Source organism: Devosia sp. CAU 1758 (assembly GCF_054482695.1).
In genome coordinates, this window is sequence record NZ_JBTLRJ010000002.1 from 247,653 (window position 1) to 267,086 (window position 19,434).

Below are 19,434 nucleotides of genomic sequence, written 5' to 3' on the forward strand. Positions count from 1 at the left end.
TGCTGCACCGGATCGGCTGCTAGAACCGTTTGATCGGATTGAAGCGAGCGCGAATTGAACCACGTCCATGCCATTTTCGACCACAGCGGCACGGCCCGGCGCGGGGCTTGCCCGACCCTGGACCAACCCATGCAGACCGGCGACGGCCTGCTGGCACGCTTGCGCGTTGCCGGCGGATCGCTCACGCCCAAACAGCTGGCAGATATAGCGAAATTGGCTGCCCGGCATGGCAATGGTCTTGTCGAAATCACGGCCCGCGGCAATCTGCAGGTGCGCGGACTGCGTCCGGAAACCGCGCAGCCTTTTGCTCGCGCCATCACGGAACTGCTCGTGGTTGAAACGGGACTTGTCGTGGATATCTCACCGCTTGCCGGTGTTGACCCGCAGGAACGGGCCGATCCGGGGCCCGTGGCCCGGCGCATTCGGGCGGGCGTTGCGGGTTTTGAAGGGCGGCTCGGGCCCAAGGTCAGCGTGGTTATTGATGGTGGGGGGCAGGTTTCGCTTGCCGCCAACAAGGCCGATATCCGTCTTCTGGCACTGGGTGAGGCGCGCTGGGCTGTCACCCTGGGTGGCGGTCATGAACAATATATGAACGAAGACGGCGCTGTCGCCGCCGCACTGGCCCTGCTCGGCGCCCTCGCTGCCATCGGACCGGAGGCGCGGGCGACAGATCTGTTTCCCGTTTCCCTGAATCGATTGGGCGCGACGGCGACCACATCTTCCCCCTCGCATGGGAGACGCGACTTCCAGCTCAGCCAGGGACACACCACCCCTATCGCGCTGCCGTTCGGCCAAATGGACGCTGAAGGATTGATCGCGCTCGCCGAGGCTGCTGACGGCCTGAGGCTGACAATTCTCCGCCTGGCGCCCGACCATACTTTACTGATCGACAATGCCCCGGACAGTCTGGTGCAGGTTGCCTCTACGCTCGGCTTCGTCACTGATCCGGCCGATCCCCGTCGCCGCATCAGCGCCTGCATCGGCAATCTGGGCTGCGCCTCGGGCCATATTGCCGCCCGCCAGATTGCCGCGCGACTGGCACTCGATCTGCCCGCAGGCCAGGACCTGCATGTTTCCGGTTGCGCCAAGGGCTGCGCCCATCCTCGCGCTACCGGGGTGACGCTTGTGGGGCGCGAAGACGGGATTGGCCTTGTCATCAATGGTCGGGCGGGCGATACGCCTCAGCAGATACTCGACGAGACGGCACTGGTCGCTGTACTCGCCCCGGACCGGGACAGGCGATGACGCAATACGACTACATCAAGGACGGCGACAGCATCTATCGCCAGTCCTTCGCGATCATCCGCGCCGAGGCCGATCTTTCCGGCTTTGCCGATGACGAGACAGAACTCGCCGTGCGCATGATCCATGCTGCCGGCATGGTGGAAGCGGCGCAACATTTCGTCTTCGGTCCGGGTTTCGTCACGGCGGCGCGCATCGCATTGAATGCTGGCGCGCCAATCCTCTGCGATGCGGAAATGGTGGCGCGCGGTGTCACTGCTGCCCGCCTGCCCGCCGACAATGATGTCATCTGCACCCTGCGCGACCCGCGCACCCCTGAACTTGCCGCCGCTATCGGCAATACACGGTCGGCGGCCGCGCTGCACCTGTGGGACAAGGATCTCGACGGCGCCGTCGTCGCCATTGGAAACGCGCCAACAGCCCTGTTCCACCTGCTCGAAATGCTGCGGGACGGCGCCCCAAAACCTGCGGCAATCTTAGGCATGCCGGTCGGTTTTGTCGGCGCGGCCGAATCCAAGGACGCCCTTGCCGAAAATTCCTACGGCGTGCCCTTTGCCATTGTGCGCGGGCGGTTGGGCGGCAGCGCTATCACCTCGGCCTGTCTCAATGCCTTGGCGAGGCCGGGCCTGTGAGCGGAAAACTGATCGGCGTCGGCACCGGACCCGGCGACCCGGAACTTTTGACGCTTAAAGCGGTGCGGGCCATTGAACGCGCCGACGTCGTCGCCTTCTTCGCCAAGCGCGGCAATCCGAGCAATGCCCGCGCCATTGTCGCGGCGCATTTCCGCCCCGGCCAGATCGAGGAAGCGCTGGATTATCCGGTGACCACCGAAATCCATCGCCATGACAATGGCTACCGCGACCAGATCCAGGGGTTCTACACCGAAGCCGCCGAGCGCCTGGCCGCACACCTCGACGCCGGGCGTACGGTGGCCGTGCTCAGCGAAGGTGATCCGCTGTTCTATGGCAGCTATATGCACCTCCATGTCCGCCTCGCTCCGCGCTACGACACCGAGGTCATTCCCGGCATAACCGCCATGTCGGGCTGCTGGTCGTCGGCGGGCCTGCCGCTGGTGCAGGGCGACGATATTCTCACCATCTTGCCCGGCACGCTGGATCAGACCGAGTTGGCCCGTCGCCTCAGCGACACACAGGGCGCGGTGATCATGAAGCTCGGGCGCAACTTGCCCAAGGTCCGCGCCGCGCTTGCCGATGCTGGGCGGCTGAATGGCGCGGTCTATGTCGAGCGCGGCACCATGGACAATGGCGCCTCCATCGCCCTGACGGAAAAGCCGAATGACGACGCACCCTATTTCTCGCTGGTGCTGGTGCCCGGCTGGAGCGCGCGGCCATGACCGGCAGGCTGACCATCATCGGGACCGGGCCGGGCAATCCCGGACAGACCACCCCGCAAGCCTTCGAGGCTATCTCGGCCGGCGAACAATTCTTCGGCTATGGCCCCTATCTCGACCGGCTTTCGCTGCGTCCCGACCAGATTTGCATCGCCTCGGATAATCGCGAAGAGATCGACCGTGCCCGCGCCGCGCTCGATGCGGCCTCCAAAGGCGCGTCGGTCTGCGTGGTGTCGGGCGGCGATCCTGGTGTCTTCGCCATGGCCGCGGCCATCTGCGAGGCGGTCGAACACGGCCCGGAAACCTGGCGCCGCCTCGACATCACCATCCTGCCCGGCGTCACGGCCATGCTGGCCGTCGCCGCGCGCGCTGGGGCGCCGCTGGGCCACGACTTCTGTGCCATTTCGCTTTCGGACAATCTCAAGCCTTGGGAATTAATTGAACGCCGCCTGCGCGCCGTGGCGGAGGCGGGCCTCATCATTGCCCTCTACAATCCGATTTCGAAGGCCCGTCCCTGGCAATTGGCGACGGCCTTCAAGCTGTTGCGCGAAGTGCTGCCAGTGACCACGCCGGTCATTTTCGGCCGCGCCATCGGCCGCCCCGACGAGCACTTTGCGGTCGCGCCGCTGGGCGAGGCCGACCAGCAGACCGCCGACATGGCCACCTGCGTGATCATCGGCTCTGCCGAGACCCGGCTCATCGAGCGGCCCGGCATGGACCCGCTCGTCTATTCGCCGCGGGGGGTGGGCTGATGAGCGCGGAATGGCTGACCATAGTCGGCATTGGTGAGGACGGGCTCTATGGTCTGTCGCCCGCCGCCCGCGCGGCCCTGAGCGGGGCCGAGATCGTCTTTGGCGGCGCCCGGCACCTGGAGCTGGCGGCGCCTGCCATCAAGGGTGAGCAACAGGCCTGGACAACACCCTTTTCGGCATCCATCGAAGTGCTGCTGACCAACAGGGGCCGCAAGGTGTGCGTCCTGGCCTCTGGCGACCCCTTCCTTCACGGCGTAGGCGGGACCTTGTCGCGCCATGTCGATCCGGCACAAATGCATGTGATCCCGCACGCTTCGGCCTTCAGTCTTGCCGCTGCCCGATTGGGCTGGCCGCTGCAGGATGTGGTGAGCCTGTCGCTGCATGGCCGCCCCATCGACCTTATCCGCCCTCATCTGCATGCCGCTGCGCGCATTCTGGCGCTGACCTCGGATGAAAAAGGGCCCGGGGCGCTGGCTGCGCTATTGGTTGAAACCGGCTTTGGCCGTTCGATCATCACCGTGCTTGAAGCCCTTGGCGGCCCTCGCGAAACTGTTCGCTCGCAAATGGCCGATGGCTTCACCCTCAGCGAGATCAACCCGCTCAACCTCTGTGCCATAACCGTCGCGCCCCTGCCGGGAGCGCGTATCCTGCCGCTGACACCGGGGCATGAAGACGGGCTGTATGAGCATGACGGGCAGATCACCAAGCGCGATATTCGCGCCCTGACCCTCGCCGCCCTTGCGCCCCGGCGGCACGAACTGCTCTGGGACATAGGCGCGGGCTCTGGGTCCATCGGCATTGAATGGATGCTGGCCGATCCAAGCCTCAGAAGCATTGCCATTGAGGCCGAACCGGAGCGCGCGGCGCGCATAGCCCGCAATGCCCGCAACTCTGGTGTTCCCGATCTTCGCGTGGTGGAAGGACCCGCGCCGCACGTCCTGGCGGGCCTCGACGCTCCGCACGCCATATTTGTGGGTGGCGGGGGCACCGATCCCGGTGTCATGGAGGCGGCACTTTCGGCCCTGCGGCCGGAGGGGCGGCTTGTGGCCAGCGCCGTCAGCATCGAGATGGAGCAGGCCCTGCTCGCGCTTCACGCCGAAAAGGGCGGTGAACTGGTGCGGCTGTCAATTTCCCATGTGGCGCCGCTGGGCAGCATGACAGGCTGGCGACCAGCCATGCCGATCACCCAGTGGCGGTGGAGCAAGCCATGAGAGTGCATTTCATCGGGGCGGGACCGGGCGCTGCCGACCTGATCACCGTGCGTGGCCGCAACCTCCTCGCCCGCTGCCCGGTCTGTCTTTATGCCGGCTCCATCGTGCCAAAAGAGATGCTCGACTGGTGCGGCCCCGGCACACGGCTCGTCGATACCGCGCCGATGTCGCTCGACGAAATCGAGGTTGAATATGTCCGCGCCCATGCCGCTGGTGAAGACGTGGCGCGCCTCCACTCGGGCGACCTGTCGATGTGGAGCGCCGTGGCCGAGCAGATGCGGCGCCTCGACCGGCTCGGCATTTCCTATACCCTCATCCCCGGCGTGCCCGCCTTCGCCGCCGCCGCAGCGGCCCTCGGGCGCGAGTTGACCATTCCTGCCGTGAACCAGAGTGTCGTCCTTACGCGGGTGAGCGGTCGTGCCTCGCCCATGCCAGAGGGCGAAACGCTTTCGGCCTTCGCGGCGACCGGTGCTACCCTGGCAATCCATCTCGCCATCCATTCCCTTGGCAGGGTCGTCGCCGAGTTGCGCCCCTTCTATGGGGATAATTGCCCGGTGGCCGTGGTCGCCTATGCCAGTTGGCCGGGTGAAGTCATCATTCGCGGCACGCTGTCGGATATCGAGGCAAAATTCGATCCGGCCATAGAACGCACCGCCATCATCTTTGTCGGCAAGGGGCTGGCGGCGGAAGATTTTCGCGAGAGTTCGCTCTACGATCCAGACTATCAGCGCCGTTTCCGCGGGCGCGACGGACTTTAGGAGGCCATCATGACTGCACTGACACTCCCAGAATTGAAGGACAAGGCTGTCCTCATCACCGGCGCGTCCACCGGCATTGGCGCGGCTCTGGCCAAGGCCTTTGGCGCCCAGGGCGCCATGGTGGGCGTACACTACAATTCCAGCGCGGATGCGGCCAAGACTGTTGCCGATGCAGTGTTTGCGGCCGGCGGCAGGGCGCATCTGGTGCGCGCCGATGCCTCGAAGTCCGGCGAAATCGCCCGGGCTGTGGAGGAGACCGCCGCCACGTTCGGGTGTCTCGACGGGCTGATCAACAATGCCGGCGGCATGGTTGCGCGCCTGCCCTATGCCGAGATGACCGACGATCATTACGATGCAGTGATGGACCTCAATGGCCGCTCGGTACTGGCGGCAACGCGCGCTGCCTTTCCGCATATGAAGGCCGCCGGAGGCGGCTTTGTCATCAATACGACTTCCATTGCCGCGCGCAATGGCGCCAGCGGCGGCGCGGGTCTTTATGGCTCCTCAAAAGCCTTCGTGGCCAATGTCACGCGCGGCATGGCCAAGGAATTCATCCCCTTCGGCATCCGCGTCAACGCGGTGGCGCCGGGCGTCATCGAAACACCGTTTCATGAGCGCTACTCCACCGAGGCGCAACTCAAGGCGCAATTGGCCACGGTTCCGCAGGGGCGCCTGGGCACCACCGATGATTGCATCGGCGCCTACCTGTTCCTGGCCTGCGCCAGTCTCTCGGGCTATATCATCGGACAGACCATCGAGATCAATGGTGGCATGCTGATGCCTTAGGGCGGTCAGGCGACAGGATTTTTGGGCGGTACGTCCTTGAGGTGATCCACAAGATAGGCCTGAGTCGCCGCATTGGCGACGATGAGGCAGCCGGTTCGCTCGTAAAATTCCGGCCCTCTGCCCCACCAGTCGGAAATAACGCCGCCGGCCTCTTCCACCAGCAGGATGCCAGCTGCCGTGTCGACAAACCCGGTCTCCTCAAAATAGCCGGTGAGACGACCACAAGCGACCCAGGCGCAACTATTGGCCGCACTGCCGACAATGCGCACCGCGCCGATGGGCGCGCGAATGGCATCGAGGCGGGCATAGGCGCCTGGATGAAGGCTGAGATTGGGGGTCGGCAGGCCGGTGCCCACGCACATCATGGCCACGCTGGTTGACTGGCTCACCTTGAGGGGCTCGCCATTGAGGAAGGCGCCGCCGCCTTTTCTGGCGGTGAACATCTCGTCGGCCACGGGATCATAGACCAGACCGCAGAGGGTCTGGTTGCCGCGCCTCAGAGCGATGGTGATGGAGTAGTGCTGGCCATAAATGAAATTGGTGGTGCCATCGATGGGGTCGATCAGCCAGCGATGCTCAGGGTCCGCACCATCCACGGGATCGAATTCCTCGCCCGTCAGGCTCCAGTCGGGGTCAATTTCGAAGAGGCGCTTGCGGATCAGGAGTTCGGACTCGCGGTCGGCGTCGGAGACGAAATCGCCGGGCCCCTTGATGCCGATTTCCAGATCACGAAAATGCTTGAAGTGCTCAAGGGTCAGCGCGCCAGCCTCGCGGGCGGCGGCAACCATCTTGTCGAGAATGCTATCGTAGTCTTTGCTCATGATACAAGGGCGGCGTAGAGCCCCTCCGGATCGTCGGTTGTTATCTGGTCGACCTTGAGTGCCAGCAGGCGCTCGACCTGCGCCACGCTGGTAAGTGTCACCTCGCGAATGGTCCAGGCGTCGATGCGCACACCATGGCGGTGAAAGGCTGCGACGATGTCGAAGCCTTGATCCTCCGCGTGGGTCACGATCTCCCAATGGAGATAAATGAGGTCGGCGCCCGGCAGCGCCGCCATGGCGTCGTCAACGAAGCCGCCAAGATTACCCACGGAGAGGGCCGCCCTAAACCGGTCCTCGTCGCTGGGATCAAAGCCCTTGCGCATGCCCGGCACCGCAGCGGTGAGCCGCTCGATGGCGGCGGCGGAGCCGGATGAGACGATGATATTGGAGGCCATAGGTGCTGTCGCCCGGGCAAAATTGTCGATGGCCCGCGTATCGAGAACGGTCTCGTCTTCCTTGTAGTCGAGTTGCAGCAACGCATCGGGATGGACCTGCCCCTCCGCCATCAACGCGCAGAGATCATCGAGCAGCATCACCGTATCGGGCAGCGGGGCGCCATCATTGCCGCGCAGGTGGAGCTGGCGGATAGTGGCATCGCTGGCGGCCGTGACCGGCCCAGTGCCGGTGGTTTCGCGGTCCAGGGTCAGGTCATGCAGCACGGCAAAGCCCTTGTCGGCCGTGACCACCAGGTCGACCTCGACACTGGCCCCGAGCCGCATGGCTTCAATTATGCGCGCGCCGGTAAAGACCGGATCGGACACCCTGCGCCGGCCCCGGTGCCATTTGAGCCAGGTGCGGTGTCCGTTGCGGTCAACGTAAAGCGGGTCAGTCATGGCCGCTCCGATAGGCACGGGCATTCTCGCGATAGGCCGAGACCGATCGGGGCTCAAGGTCAACGCCCTGCCCGGCGCTGAACAGATCGGGATGGGCAACCATGGCCTTGAGCCGCGTCCCATCGCTGAGGTCGAGATCGACCAGGCCATGAGTGCCATAGTCCGTGACCCGGTGCACCCTGGCCTTGCCGGGTTCGGACGCCACCAGGTCGAGCGCCTCCGGGCGCACGGCCAGCGTTGCCGGGCCATCGGCGATGGGCATCTCGACGGTGAAGCCGGCGCGCTCGAACTGCCCGTTGGAAACTTCGCCATCGACCAGGTTCATCGTGCCGATAAAGCCGGCGACGAACGGCGTCCGGGGTTCGCGATAGATGATGTCCGGCCGGTCGACCTGCTCGGTGCGCCCGTCACGCATGACCACGATGCGGTCGGCCATGGCCAGCGCCTCGTCCTGCCCGTGGGTGACGAAGAGCGTGGTGATCTTCAACCGCTGCTGGATGTCGCGCACTTCCTCGCGCAACCGCTCGCGCAGGTGCTGGTCGAGGCTGGCAAAGGGCTCATCAAGCAGGAGAATCTTTGGTTCCAGCACAAGCGAGCGGGCCAACGCCACACGTTGCTGCTGGCCGCCGGAAAGCTGGTTGACGCCGCGCTTGCCGTAGCCGGCGAGGCCAACCAGTTCGAGCACGGCCTCGACCCTGTCCTTGATTTCGGGGGCCGGCAGGCGCCGCAACTTGAGCCCAAAGGCGAGGTTCTTGAACACATCCATGTGCGTCCAGAGCGCGTGGCTCTGGAACACCATGCCGGTGGGGCGCTTCTCCGGCGGCAGATGGGTGATGTCTTCGCCATCGATGGTGATGAGGCCCGATGTGGGTCGCTCGAAGCCACCGACCATGCGCAAAAGCGTCGACTTGCCCGAGCCGGAGGGACCGAGCAGGCAGACCAGTTCGCCGTTCCCCACTTCGAGCGAGAACGTGTCGACCGCGACGGTATTGCCGGCAAAGACCTTGGAGACGTCGGAAATCTTGAGAACAGACATTTGTTTTCCCTAGCCGCCGAAGCCGCGGGCGAAGGCGCCGCCGCCGATGACACGGCGGGCGAACATGAGAGCGATGAAGGACGGGACCCAGAGCATCACCGAGAGGACGGCGCCATACTGGATGACCATCTGGTTGTTGATGAAGGAGATCATCAGCACCGGCATGGTGCGGATACCCGGCGCCCCGATCAGCCAGGCGCCCTCGGTTTCGTAGAACGTGCCCACAAAACTGAGCAGCACCGCAGCCGCAATGGTCGGGCCGGCCTGTGGCAGCGTAATCGACCAGAAGACCCGCAGAGGGCCGGCCCCGACGTCGCGGGCCGCCTCCTCCATTCGCCGGTCCACAGACTGGAAGGCGGCCACCGGAATCCAGATCATGAACAGCAGGGTGCCCACGAGTTGGATCAGCACTACGCCCCAAAACGTGCCGATCAGGTTCAACTGCAGGAAGATCGCCGCAATGGCGATGAGCAGGCCGAACTTGGGAAAGGCGTGCCCGGCCAGGAACGAGAAGAACAGGATATTGCGACCCGGAAAACTGAGGCGCGCAAAGGCATAGGCCGCGGGCAGGCAGATCGCAGCGGAAAGCAGGGTCACCACGGTCGAAAGTTGCAAGCTGAGCGTGAGCGCGGCCCATACATCGGCGCGGGTCAGGGTCTGGTTCCAGAAACGAAGGCCAAACTGCTGCGGGATGACATTGGGATAGCGCCATACTTCGGTGAAGGCCCAGACACCGACCACCAGCAGCGGCAAGATGACTGCCGCCGACAGGACAACAGCGAACACTATGCCGGTCCAGTCGGCGGGTGCGCGGCTGGCCTCTATGGTGGGAGGGCCGAAAATGGCGGGAACGAAGCGTTGCATGCTACTTCCCCTGATTGCGTGCGACAGAGCGCACATAGAACAGCCCGAAGGCTATGCAGAAGCCGAAGGTGATCACAGCCTGGGTGATGGCATTGAGCGGATCATTCACCTCGCGGAAAGTGCGGTTCATGAACGGTCCCATCATTTCTGGCGAAGCGGGACCCAGCAGGTATGGCAGGGTGAAGGACGAGAAAATGCCCAGCACCGCAAACGAAATAGCCACCAGCACCGAGTTCGAGATGCGTGGCAAGACGATATACCAGAAAACCTGCAGGCGATTGGCGCCGACGTCGCGCGCCGCCTCGATGGCATGGTTGGCCACATTGCCCAGCCCGGACAGCAGGATCAGCACGGTGAGCGGGATATTGTCCCACACCAGTCCGATCACCGGGCCCCACGGGGTGAGATAGGGCGTGCGGATCTTGGGCAGTCCCACGGAATTGAGCACAATGTCGACCATGCCATTGGGGCCGAGTACGCGGATGAAGGCGTAGGCCAGGATGATCGAGGGCACGAACATGGGGAAGATCGCCAGCGCCTGCACATAGGCAGGCAGGCGCCCGGCCGAAAAGCGCAGATAGAGCGCGATTGGCAGGCAGATCACCAGCAGCAGGATGGCGCACATCAGCGTCGTCCACAGCGTGATCGTCAGGTTGTTGATCGAATACTGGTCGGAAAAGAAGAAGACATAGCTGTCGAGGTTGAAACCGAAAGTGCCGGTTTCACCGGGTCGCCACAGGGTGCGGCCGATGGCGTTGATGATCGGCCAGATCACCAGCCAGCCGACAAGGAAGACCGGGACGGCGACGAGCAGGAGGCCGTGAGGCCTCCTGCGTTCCGTGCTTTCGAGAAGCGGCCGTGGTGCCGCCGAAGCCGCGTCGGTCACGAGTTGCGATCGACGTTTGGAGCGACGTTGCGATACCAGCCGTCATTGATCGGGCCAGACCAGTCGCCACCGGGGAAGGTCGGGATGGAGGTCGGCACGATATCGGCAAAGCGCTCGCGCAGTTCGGCCGAGACATAGTCCCAAGAGACGCCGGGGAAGCCGCCCAGCTCGGTCAGGATGGCGCTCTGGATTTCCTCGGACAGGATGAAATCGGCCAGCTTGAGTGAAGCGTCGCGATTGACGCCGTTCTCTATGACGATGGAGCGGGTAAAGCCGCCGGCCAGCGCCAGGTCCTGAAGTTGCACCAGACCGGTCTCAGCGGGCAGAACACCCTGGTCGATGGCCTGCAGCACCTGATCGGACCAGACCGGCGTCATGGTCACCACGCCCTGGGCCAGCAGCTGGATGGACTGGGTATTGCCCGAGGAATAGGCGCCATTGTCATAGAGCGAGGGCGCGATGTCGGCGAGGATTTCCCAAGTCTTACCCAGCGCTTCGTCGCCAAATTCCTGGGTGTAATTGTCGACGGTGAAGGCTGCGGGATCGAGGCCATTGGCCTGGTGAATGGCGCGGCGCACGAAATTACCGCCCGAACCACCCTTGTCGGGACGGTTATAGACGAACTGTCCGGGGTTGGCCTTGATCCAGGTCACCAGATCATCCCAGTTGCGGGGAGCGTCGGCGGCATTGAGCTTGGTGCTGTCATAGGCCAGCAGCACCTGCGAACCGCGATACGGCAGCGAGTAATCGCTTTCGATGGCGAGCGGGTTGACCTTGGAATAGTTGGAAAGCCCGGCTTCCTTGATATTGGCATAGATGCCCGCCTCGATGGCGCCGGCCGGCAACAGAGCGTCGCCGGACTCGAAGAAGTCAGCCTGCGGATCGGCACCCTGCTGCTTGGCGGCCATGGCACGCTCACCAATGGCAATGATACCGGCGCCATCGCCGGCGTCGACCAAATTGAGCATCACGCCGGGATTGGCCGCCTCGAAGGCGGGCTTCACCGTATTGGTCCAGAAATCGAGAATGTTGCTGTCCGAGCTGGTGTACCAGTCGATCACGCCTTCGGCGGCAAAGGACATGCGGGGCAAGAGGGCCAGACCGGCCACACCACCCGCAGCGGAAATCATGAAGTCACGACGTTTCATGTGCTTTCTCCCATCATGGCGACCGTTGCGGTCGCCGCGCGTTTCGTCGCCGAATGCGGAGGCAGCGTATCGGCACTTGGCCGAAATGACGAACCCGGATCGGCACCGGTTCGCCCGCCTCATGGGCCTCCTCCCTCTTGCGACAATGCACGGAAGACGGTCCCAATCTCTTGTCGGGTAACGCCTGCCGCGACGGACGTCGCAACCGCAAGACAACACCCATTAGCGTTTGCACACAAGTGCATTTTTCGCTCTCGTTGGTGGCGTTGATAAGCCGCTTAGATAACGCTTTGATGACAGTCATAAGAATGCGCACGTGTGCAATATATTGCCGCACGTACTGCAAAGCGCCGAAATGGCTGAAGAATCCGGGGTGCAAGAGGCGCACGTTCGGCACCCACGACCGGATCGAAGGGCGAGGGACTGCACAGGTCTGGAGCTGTGAAAAAACTAGGCGCTGGTGGGTCGAACGGAGCGCCGCCAGACGGGAATCGGCTCGATCATGCGCCGCTCGGTGGCGACGCGATCGGGGTGCAGCAACAGGTCCACCACCTCATCGGCCATGGGGTCGAGTGGCTGGCGGAATGTGGTCAACTGATAGGAGGCCCAGCCCGCCTGCTCGATATCGTCAAAGCCGACGACGCAGAGATCGGCGGGGATATCGAGGCCGAATTCCAGTCGCGCCACATCCATGAAACCGAGCGCCAGGAGGTCGGTCACGCAGAAGACACCCTCGGGAGCTTCGGACCGCCCGAACATGCGCCTGGCGGCCTCCTGCCCCGACCCATAGCCCGTCGGGCCTGCTTCGATGACGGTCACCGGCAGGCCGGCTATTCCGGCCGCTTCCACGAACACCTTTTCGCGCTCGACCAGGCTGGCGGTCCGTGCATTGGAGGTCACCAACCCCAGTCGCTGGCACCCGGCGCGACGCAGCAGGAACAGCGCCTCGCGGCCCGCCATGGCGTTGTCGACGCCCAGATTGCTCGATCCCTGCAGCCGCTCGTCGCGGTTGATCAGCACCACCTGCTGCCCATTGGCCAGGCAGGTCTCGATCAGCGAAGCCGGCGGGGTGCCCGAGAGCACCACAGTCGCGTCGGCGCGGTAGTTGAGCGTCTGGCGCAGAGCCGCCGAAACGCTTTCGGTGTCGGTCTCGGTATTGATCACCATAGTGATCTTGCCGGCCTTTTGCAGCTTTCGCGTGAGCACATCGACCATGCGGGCCCTGATAGGCGTGGTCATGTCGGCAACGACCAGGCAGACGATGTTGCTGCGTTCGCGCAGGCCGCGGGCGAGGTGATTGACGTGATAGCCCAGCGCACTGGCTGCTTCGAGCACCTTGCGCCGGGTTGCCTCCGAGACACTGGCGCCATGGGTAAAGGTCCGCGACACCGCCGAGCGCGATACGCCGGCCCGCTCGGCCACCATCTGCGCGCTGACAAAGGACGGAGGTTTCAAATCGCTCATGACGCAGCCGTGGCACAGAGTGCACGCGAGTGTGAAGCGAAAAACGCGCGCGTCAAGGTGCGCGTGTCAGGCCGAGCGTCGGGTCCGGCGCTTGCGCGGTTCGTCCGCCTCGCTGAGGAAACGGTCCGCCAGGCTCGCCTGCAGATGCAGCATGTGCCGCTCTGCTTCGGCCATGTGCTCGGCCAGGATGGCGGCGGCGGCAGCGGAATCTCGGCGGCGCATGGCGGCGATCAGATCGCGCTGGTGCTCGATGCCGGGCTGGCGCAGCACCGGATCGGGCTGGACATAGATGTCCTGCGCTATCGTCAGGTCCTTGAGCAGGCGCTGCAGGAAGCGGCAGGTGAAGGCGAGGATCGGGTTATCGGAATATTCGGCGACCACGCCGTGGAAATCGAGTTCGGCCATGCGCTGGTTCCAGCGTTCGGTCGCGTCAGCTGGTTCGTGGTCATAGATGGCGATGATGGCTTCGAGGCGTTTTAGACCGGCCTCGTCGATATGCGGGGTGGCACTGGCGGCAAGCTGGGGTTCGAGCACCTTCCGCATTTCGTAGATATTGGCGATGCTCAAGTTCTTGGCGAAGAGGAAGTTCGAGAGCAGGCTCATGGCCCGGCCCTCGGACATGCGCTCGATAAAGGCGCCGCCGCCCGGCCCGGTGCGCACCGAGATCAGCCCCTGCACTTCAAGGGCCTTGAGCGCCTCGCGCACCGTGCCCTTGCTTGCTGCAAAATGGGAAAGCAGGTCGCGCTCCTGCGGCAGGCGATCACCCGGCCCCAGGCCGTGCTCGACAATCATCCGCTTGATCGCATCAACAATCTCGTCAGTCCGCTTGCGGCGGGGAAGCCCGGCGCTTGCCGGCGGCGCAATGGGGTCAGGCAGGCTCATGCAGTTTCCGTATTGCCCAGACGCGGCGCGCTGGCGATCAGCGCCCGCGTATAGTCATGCTGCGGGTCGGCAAAGAGCCGGGCCGCCGGCCCCTCCTCCACCACCTCTCCCAGATACATCACGGCGACGCGATCGGAAATCGATTCGACCACGGCCAGGTCATGGCTGATGAACAGGTAGGACAGGCCCAGATCGTCGCGGAGTTGCTGGAGCAGCAGCAGGACCTGGGCCTGCACCGACACATCGAGCGCGCTGACCGGCTCATCGAGCACGAGTATGTGGGCTTCGGCCGCCAGCGCCCGGGCAATGGCAATGCGCTGGGCCTGGCCGCCGGAAAATTCGTGCGGGTAGCGCTCCAGCGTATCGAGCGGCATCTGCACCGCATCGACAAGCTCCTTCTTGCGGCTGGCACGCCTGGCGCGGTCATAGCCGCAGAGCAGGCGCAGCGGCACATCAAGGATTTCGCCAATGGTCTTGCGGGGATTGAGGGAGGCCACCGGGTCCTGGAAGACATATTGGATGGTCCGCCCGAAGGCTGGTGCGCCCTCGGATGCGAGCTTTTCCCATGGCTTGCCATCGATCAGCATGGTGCCCGAACTGGGCTTTTCGAGCCCCACCAGCATGCGCGCCAGCGTCGACTTACCGGAGCCGCTTTCGCCCACAATGCCCAGCGTTTCGCCCCGCTCCAGCGCCAGGGAGATGTTCTTTACCGCGTGAACCTCATTGGCGCTGCGGCCAAACAGGCTCCGCCCGCCGCCGAAGGTCTTCACCAGGTTCTCAATCTGGATGGCTTTCTCGCTCATGCGCCTGCCTCCGTGAAGAGGGGGCGCACCCGGTCGAGAAAGGCGTGGCCCTCGCCCAGTTCCGGCACGCAGGCGATCAAGCGTTTGGTGTAGTCGTGCTGCGGGTCGTTGAGGACGTGCCGCGTTTCCCCCTGCTCGACGATCTCGCCATTCTTCATCACCGCAACGCGGTCGCAGACCTGTGCGACGACGCCGAAATCATGGGTGATCAGCAGCAGCGCCAGCCCGCGCTCGCGGCGCAGATCCTGCAGCAGTTCGAGGATGCGGGCCTGAACGGTGACGTCGAGGGCCGTGGTCGGTTCATCGGCAATGATGATGTCGGGATCATTGGCCAGCGCCATGGCAATGCCGATGCGCTGGCGTTGGCCGCCGGAGAGCTCATGCGGATAGGCATGGATGCGGCTCGCCGCGTCGCGAATGCCGACGGTTTCCATCAGTTCCAGCGCTCTGGCCTGCGCTGCTCGCCGGCCCACAGGCTGGTGGGCGAGGATAGCCTCGGCAATCTGCTCGCCGACGCGATAGAGCGGATGCAGCGTCGTCAGCGGATCCTGGAATACATAGGCGACGCGGGCGCCGCGCAGGGCGATCAGGTCATGGTCGCGTAGCGAAAGCACCTCCCTGCCCGCGACATAGACGCCGCCGCCGGTGATGATGCCGGGTGGCGAGGCCACCAGACCCATGAGCGAGAGCGCCGTCACCGACTTCCCCGAGCCGCTCTCGCCGATCAGCCCCAAGCATTCGCCCCTGTCGAGGCGGAAGCTGATGTTCCGTACGGCCGGGGTCACGCTGTCGCCGGTGTCAAAGCCGGTGGAGAGGTTGTCGACGACCAAAGCGGGGGCGTTGTCCAGGGTTGCAGCGGGCTTTGTCTGGCGGGCGATCTTCGTCACCGGCATGGGACGGTTGAGCGCGCCGGAGCGCAGGCGCGGGTCGAGCATGTCGCGAATGCCGTCGCCGAGCAGGTTGATGCTCATCACCAGCACGAAGATCATGATGCCTGGAATGATCGAGGCATGCGGGGCGGTGAACAGCTGCGCGCGTGCCTGACCCAGCATGGAGCCGAGATCCGAGGTCGGCGGCTGGGCGCCGAGACCCAGAAAGCTGAGGCCAGCGGTCTCCAGAATCATCCAGCCCACGGTGGTGGACATCGTGATGACGATCACCGGCAGGACGTTGGGCAGCACCTCGGTGAAGAGGATGGCCGCATGCCCCTTGCCAGAGAGGCGGGCAGCATCGACGAATTCGCGGTTGCGGATGGAGACTGTGACGCCCCGGATATTGCGGGCAAAGAAGGGGATATTGACGATGGCGATGGCGTAGAGCGCGTTGAGCAGGCCCGGCCCAAGTGCCGCCACGATGGCAATGGCGAGCAGAATATAGGGGAAGGCCATGAGCATATCGACAAAGCGCATGAGAATGCTGTCGGTCGCGCCGCGCGCATAGCCAGCCACGAGACCGATGAGTGACCCGAACAGCGCCGCCAGCGCGGTGGCGCTGACGCCCACCAGCAGCGACACTTGCGTGCCCCAGATCAGGCGCGAAAGGATATCGCGGCCCAGATGGTCAGTGCCGAGCAGGTGACCACTGCTGAAGGGCGGCAGGAGCCGATTGGGCTGGTCGGTTATGTCCGGATTGGGCATGGGCAGGACCGGCGCCAGCAGCGCCAGCAGCACGATGAAGCCAAAGAGGAAAAGCCCGGCCGCCGCCAGGCGATTGGCCATCAGCAATTGCCAATTGCTGCGACGCTTGCGGGCGGGCGGCGGTGTGAGCGCGAGATCGGTCATGCTTTGAGCCTCGGGTCGAGCATGGCCTGGGCAACGTCAGCCAGGAGGTTGACCAGCACATAGACGGTGGCGGCAACCAGCACGCCGCCCTGCACCAGAAGAAGATCGCGGGTCGAGACGGCCTTGATCAGCATCTGCCCCAGGCCCGGCCACTGGAACACAGTCTCGATATAGACGGCGCCCCCCAACACGAAACCGGCCTGGATGCCGAGCACGGGAATGATTGACACCAGAGCGGCGCGGAAGGCGTGACGATAGATAACCGCGTTCTCGCTCAACCCCTTGGCGCGGGCGGTGCGTATGAAATCCTGGCGCAGCACTTCGAGCATGGCGGCACGGGTCAGGCGCGCGACAACGCCGGTAGCGACAATGGCCAGCGTACCGGCCGGCAGGATCAGGTGACGCAGGAGGTCCGGTAGATCGCCGCCGCCATATACCGCATACATGCCCGAGGCCGGCAAGAGCCGCCACTGCACCGCAAAGAACAGGATGAACACCAGCCCAAGGAAGAAAGCCGGCATGGAAATGCCGATCAGCACGAAGAAAGTGACGATGCGGTCGGTCCAGCCGAACTGGCGCACTGCGGAGGCGATGCCGGCCAGAATGCCTAGGACCGAGCAGATGATGAGCGATGCTCCCGCCAGGATCAGCGTGGCGCTGAAGCGTTCCAGCACTTCATCGATGACCGGGCGATTGAGAATGTAGGAACGGCCGAAGTCGCCCTGCAGGAGATTGCCGATCCAGATGACATATTGCTCGGGCCAGGAGCGGTCGAGGCCCAGGGCGCGATTGATGCGCTCGACATTGTCGGGCGTCGCATAGGAACCAAGCAGCGCCTGCGCCGGGTCGCCGGGAATGAGTTTCATCACGAGGAAAACGATGATGGAGAGGCCCAGGATGACAGGTATCGCGGCCAGGAGTCGCTTCCCGATATAGGCGGTCATGTCTGGTCCTCCTTTTGGCAAGCCGGTCCTGTGGGACGGCTAGTTCCCCTCATCCATCTTTCGGGCACCTTCTCCCACAGGGAAAAGGGGATACCGAGACTACGAGCCCACCGAGCCATTCTTCTCCCCATCGGGGTGGCACGTAACGCCGGATGAGGGGGCGCCCCCATCCGGCACTATGCCTACTGCTTGGTCACGTCCCGCAGCACGAGACCGAAATCGGGCTGCAGTTCGAAGTCGCCAACCGCGCTGGTGACCACGGCATTCTGCTTCCAGTTAGCGACAAAGAGCCATGGGGCGTCTTCGTGGGTCAGCGCCTGAACTTCCTTATAAAGTTCGGCACGTTCGTCCGGGTCGGTCGATACCCGAGCCTGGTCAAGCAAGGCGTCCACTTCCGGGTTGGAATAGTAGGACGAGTTGAACCCGCCCTGGTCCGGGAAAGCGGCTGTGCGCAGGGTCAGGAAGGGCAGCGTATCGGGATCCGAGGTCATCCAGGCCATTTCGGCCATGTCCGCCTTGCCTTCGAGACCGGGGTTCACTTCCGAAAGGAAGGTGTTCCACTCATAGGTCTGGATTTCAACGTCCAAGCCCACGGCAGCCAGGTCGGCCTGGATGGCCGTGCCCATGGGCACCGGATCAAGCATGCCTGAGCCGCCTTCGGTAACAAGGAAAGTCAGCGAGGCCCCTTCCGCACCGGCTTCGGCCAGCAACTGCTTAGCCATTTCCGGGTCATAGGGATAGGGATCAACGTCCTCATTGTATGCCCAGTTGAAGGCGGGCGGTATCGGACCGGCTGAGACTTCGGCGATACCCTGGAGCACGTCGTTGACGAGGCTTTCCTTGTTGACCGCATAGTTCACAGCCTGACGTACGCGTACGTCGGTGAACGGGCCTTCCTTGGCATTGAGCATGACGTACCAGACATGCGGCCCCACAGCTTCCACCACCTCGTAATTGGCGTCATCGCGGAACTGGGCGACATTGTCTGGCGGGGTTTCGAGCAGCACGTCGATGCCGCTAGAGAGCATTTCGGCGACACGTGTATTGGCATCGGTAATGGGGCGGAAGATGACCGCCTCAAGCGAAGGAGCGCCGTCCCAATAGTCCTCATTGCGCGAGGCGACAACGCTGGTGTTGGACTGCCATTCCTCGAACTTGAAGGTGCCAGTGCCTACTGGATTGCGGCCATAGTCGGCACCCGACGCCTCGACCGCTGCCGGCGACACGATAAGACCCGTGGGCGAGGCCAGGTTCGACATGAACGGCGCAAAGGCCTCGTTCAGCGTAAACTTGACGGTGAGATCATCCACCACTTCCACATTCTCGACCGAGGAGAAGAAGAAGGAGAGTGGGAACGGGCCAGTCGATGCCTGCGGGTGGTCTTCATCGAGCATGCGGTCGAAGTTGAATTTGACCGCCTCGGCATTGAACGGCGTGCCGTCGTGGAAGGTGACGCCCTCGCGCAGGTTGAACACATATTCCAGCCCATCCTCGGAGATGGTCCAATCGGTTGCGAGCGCTGGCTCGATTTCGAGTGTGCCCGGCTTGTTGCGAACCAGCCCGTCATAGATGTTGACGGCGATGCGGAAATCGTTGGCAGCCGTCGAAACATGCGGATCGAGCGAGGCTGGCTCGGCGATCTGCCCGACAACAAGCACGTTGGGCGGCGTCTGCGCGGCGACAGGGGCAACCAACGCCAGTGCGGTTGCGACGAGTAGCGGGGCTACTCCGGTCCATTTGCGGTTCATGGGCTTTCTCCTTTCGTTCCCTCGCCCTTGCCCCGGTTCTCCCACCGTGTGACAAAGGCTCTGACATATTTATCATCATAAATTTGAATGGGCGTCAATTTATGCTAATAAATTGACCAAGCAG

At 63.8% G+C, this 19,434-nt stretch carries 19 protein-coding genes; 7 read left to right on the plus strand and 12 right to left on the minus strand.

Going from position 1 to position 19,434, the window contains the following annotated elements:
* The first annotated feature begins 54 nt into the window (after positions 1-54).
* From cobG to ACXYMS_RS07270, 7 genes are read left to right on the plus strand one after another with little or no spacing between them, the layout of a single operon-like run.
* Positions 55-1,245, plus strand: coding sequence for a precorrin-3B synthase (gene cobG, locus ACXYMS_RS07240; RefSeq protein ID WP_458905012.1), 1,191 nt, complete (start codon positions 55-57; stop codon positions 1,243-1,245).
* The gene (locus ACXYMS_RS07245) at positions 1,242-1,874 is read left to right on the plus strand and encodes a precorrin-8X methylmutase (protein ID WP_458905014.1); all 633 of its coding nucleotides are present in this window, start codon (positions 1,242-1,244) and stop codon (positions 1,872-1,874) included. The genes cobG and ACXYMS_RS07245 overlap by 4 nt, the downstream gene beginning before the upstream one ends.
* A complete protein-coding gene (locus ACXYMS_RS07250; protein WP_458905015.1) occupies positions 1,871-2,596 on the plus strand; it encodes a precorrin-2 C(20)-methyltransferase in 726 nt (241 codons plus the stop codon). The genes ACXYMS_RS07245 and ACXYMS_RS07250 overlap by 4 nt, the downstream gene beginning before the upstream one ends.
* Positions 2,593-3,345, plus strand: coding sequence for a precorrin-3B C(17)-methyltransferase (locus tag ACXYMS_RS07255; protein WP_458905017.1), 753 nt, complete (start codon positions 2,593-2,595; stop codon positions 3,343-3,345). Before ACXYMS_RS07250 ends, ACXYMS_RS07255 begins: the two co-directional genes overlap by 4 nt.
* Positions 3,345-4,556, plus strand: coding sequence for a precorrin-6y C5,15-methyltransferase (decarboxylating) subunit CbiE (cbiE, locus tag ACXYMS_RS07260; RefSeq protein ID WP_458905019.1), 1,212 nt, complete (start codon positions 3,345-3,347; stop codon positions 4,554-4,556). The genes ACXYMS_RS07255 and cbiE overlap by 1 nt, the downstream gene beginning before the upstream one ends.
* Entirely contained in the window at positions 4,553-5,314 is a 762-nt protein-coding gene (cobM, locus tag ACXYMS_RS07265; protein WP_458905021.1) for a precorrin-4 C(11)-methyltransferase, read from the plus strand. Before cbiE ends, cobM begins: the two co-directional genes overlap by 4 nt.
* A 9-nt stretch (positions 5,315-5,323) precedes the next feature.
* A complete protein-coding gene (locus tag ACXYMS_RS07270) occupies positions 5,324-6,100 on the plus strand; it encodes an SDR family NAD(P)-dependent oxidoreductase (protein WP_458905023.1) in 777 nt (258 codons plus the stop codon).
* A 5-nt stretch (positions 6,101-6,105) separates the two neighbouring features.
* Here ACXYMS_RS07270 and ACXYMS_RS07275 read toward each other — a convergent pair whose 3' ends face one another.
* The 12 genes from ACXYMS_RS07275 to ACXYMS_RS07330 form a co-directional block, all read right to left on the minus strand.
* Entirely contained in the window at positions 6,106-6,921 is an 816-nt protein-coding gene (locus tag ACXYMS_RS07275) for an inositol monophosphatase family protein (RefSeq protein WP_458905025.1), read from the minus strand.
* The gene (locus ACXYMS_RS07280) at positions 6,918-7,754 is read right to left on the minus strand and encodes a glycerophosphodiester phosphodiesterase (protein WP_458905026.1); all 837 of its coding nucleotides are present in this window, start codon (positions 7,752-7,754) and stop codon (positions 6,918-6,920) included. The genes ACXYMS_RS07275 and ACXYMS_RS07280 overlap by 4 nt, the downstream gene beginning before the upstream one ends.
* Positions 7,747-8,790, minus strand: coding sequence for an ABC transporter ATP-binding protein (locus tag ACXYMS_RS07285; protein WP_458905028.1), 1,044 nt, complete (start codon positions 8,788-8,790; stop codon positions 7,747-7,749). Before ACXYMS_RS07285 ends, ACXYMS_RS07280 begins: the two co-directional genes overlap by 8 nt.
* Before the next feature lie 9 nt (positions 8,791-8,799).
* A complete protein-coding gene (locus ACXYMS_RS07290; protein WP_458905030.1) occupies positions 8,800-9,654 on the minus strand; it encodes an ABC transporter permease in 855 nt (284 codons plus the stop codon).
* 1 nt (position 9,655) lies between these two features.
* A complete protein-coding gene (locus tag ACXYMS_RS07295) occupies positions 9,656-10,540 on the minus strand; it encodes an ABC transporter permease (protein WP_458905032.1) in 885 nt (294 codons plus the stop codon).
* Complete coding sequence (locus ACXYMS_RS07300) at positions 10,537-11,688, minus strand: extracellular solute-binding protein (RefSeq protein ID WP_458905034.1); 1,152 nt, start codon at positions 11,686-11,688, stop codon at positions 10,537-10,539. Before ACXYMS_RS07300 ends, ACXYMS_RS07295 begins: the two co-directional genes overlap by 4 nt.
* A 450-nt stretch (positions 11,689-12,138) precedes the next feature.
* A complete protein-coding gene (locus tag ACXYMS_RS07305; protein ID WP_458905036.1) occupies positions 12,139-13,152 on the minus strand; it encodes a LacI family DNA-binding transcriptional regulator in 1,014 nt (337 codons plus the stop codon).
* Between the two features lie 66 nt (positions 13,153-13,218).
* A complete protein-coding gene (locus tag ACXYMS_RS07310) occupies positions 13,219-14,034 on the minus strand; it encodes a FadR/GntR family transcriptional regulator (protein ID WP_458905038.1) in 816 nt (271 codons plus the stop codon).
* Positions 14,031-14,837 carry an ATP-binding cassette domain-containing protein gene (locus tag ACXYMS_RS07315; protein WP_458905040.1) on the minus strand — a complete coding sequence of 269 codons (807 nt, stop codon included), beginning with the start codon at positions 14,835-14,837 and terminating at the stop codon, positions 14,031-14,033. Before ACXYMS_RS07315 ends, ACXYMS_RS07310 begins: the two co-directional genes overlap by 4 nt.
* A complete protein-coding gene (locus tag ACXYMS_RS07320) occupies positions 14,834-16,618 on the minus strand; it encodes a dipeptide/oligopeptide/nickel ABC transporter permease/ATP-binding protein (RefSeq protein ID WP_458905042.1) in 1,785 nt (594 codons plus the stop codon). The genes ACXYMS_RS07315 and ACXYMS_RS07320 overlap by 4 nt, the downstream gene beginning before the upstream one ends.
* Complete coding sequence (locus ACXYMS_RS07325; protein ID WP_458905044.1) at positions 16,615-17,562, minus strand: ABC transporter permease; 948 nt, start codon at positions 17,560-17,562, stop codon at positions 16,615-16,617. The genes ACXYMS_RS07320 and ACXYMS_RS07325 overlap by 4 nt, the downstream gene beginning before the upstream one ends.
* Positions 17,563-17,744: 182 nt before the next feature.
* Positions 17,745-19,310 (minus strand): ABC transporter substrate-binding protein, encoded by a 1,566-nt coding sequence (locus ACXYMS_RS07330; protein ID WP_458905046.1) that lies wholly within the window; start codon positions 19,308-19,310, stop codon positions 17,745-17,747.
* Positions 19,311-19,434 lie beyond the last annotated feature (124 nt).